Origin of the sequence: Streptomyces sp. NPDC005574, assembly GCF_040605435.1 — a bacterium.
Taxonomy (GTDB): Bacteria; Actinomycetota; Actinomycetes; order Streptomycetales; family Streptomycetaceae; genus Streptomyces.
This window is the reverse complement of record NZ_JBEXCW010000353.1, coordinates 1-1,092: the sequence shown is the minus strand read 5'-3', so window position 1 is coordinate 1,092 and position 1,092 is coordinate 1. Positions and strand designations below refer to the sequence as shown.

1 protein-coding gene and 2 pseudogenes are annotated in these 1,092 nt (G+C 65.9%); 1 reads left to right on the top strand and 2 read right to left on the bottom strand.

The genetic code is table 11. The features are described from left to right. Positions 1 to 133: 133 nt before the first annotated feature. Positions 134 to 606: pseudogene (locus ABZT03_RS44700) on the bottom strand (IS110 family transposase); the annotation flags it as partial. Beyond that, on the bottom strand, positions 603 to 905 hold the full coding sequence (locus ABZT03_RS44695) for a hypothetical protein (RefSeq protein WP_356050101.1): 303 nt from the start codon (positions 903 to 905) through the stop codon (positions 603 to 605). The gene ABZT03_RS44695 and the pseudogene ABZT03_RS44700, both read right to left, overlap by 4 nt. On the opposite strand from ABZT03_RS44695, the pseudogene ABZT03_RS44690 reads away from it, so the two are divergent. Beyond that, positions 834 to 1,092 (top strand): annotated as a pseudogene (locus tag ABZT03_RS44690) (IS6 family transposase); the annotation flags it as partial. The gene ABZT03_RS44695 and the pseudogene ABZT03_RS44690 sit on opposite strands and share 72 nt — an antisense overlap.

The window sequence follows — 1,092 nt, the reverse complement described above, 5'->3', positions numbered from 1 at the left end:
ACCCGATAGCCTTCACCCAGAAGGTGCCCCTGCTCCTACGCCGGATACGACCTCAACACTCGCATCCTCGCAGGCCACGGGCACCTTCTGCTGATCCCGATCAGATCACCTCAGCCGCTGAATATCCGAGGTTGATCGCCCGGGTGCGGTCCGCGGCCAGTCCAAGCGGCGCGAGGTGAGAATCCGAAGGTTGATGGCGATCTCGTCGCCTCGGCGCATCAGCTGAAGGTCGCGGCGCATGCGCGCCTGGTCGGCAATGACGAGGGCTCCTTTGCGTCCGTCTTCCCGTCGCCCCGGTAAGAGCCGGAGGCGTGGTGGACGGTGCGGCCGGGGATGTAGAGAACATGCTGCTCGTGGCCAGTCAGCAGCGCGATCATCAGGGCGGCCCGCCAGCGTTGAGGCCGATCGCCCAGGTCACAGGCTTTCCTTCGCTAAGCGAAAGGACGTCGGCGATCACTGGAGCAGTGCAGTCTCCTCATTGGCCACCCGTCGCGACAGTTTCCGGCTACCGTCGGCGCCGATCACCACACAGTGATGCTCGGCCTTGCCCGCATCTCTCCAGCCTGAGGTTCCCCTGAGATGCGGAAGATGGTGACAGAGGGTCAGATGGTTCTCATGAGAGGAACATCGACCATGGCTGCTCCCAGGAAATACTCGTTGGAGTTGCGTGAGCGTGCGGTGCGGATGTACCGGGCCCCCGACCCGAAGCCGCAGATCAAGAAGCTGGCTGTTGATCTCGGTGTGCATCCCGAGCCCTGCGCGGCTGGATCCGGCAGGCCGAGGCGGATGCCGGCGAGCGCGACGACCGGCTCACCACGGACGAGCGGGCCGAGCTGGTGGCCCTGCGCGACGTCGAGGAGCTGATGCTGGAACGCGGCATCGAGGTGTCCTACGAGACCATCCACCAGTGACCCGCCGGTTCGGGCCGGCCTACGCCGCAGCGCTGCCCCGCCGGCAACCCCGGCCGGGCGACAAATGGCATCTCGACGAGGTCTTCGGGTGATCGTCACCGACAAGCTCCGCAGTTACGGCGCCGCCCACCGGCAGGTGATGCCCTCGGTCGAGCACCGCTCCCACAAGGGCCTGAACAAC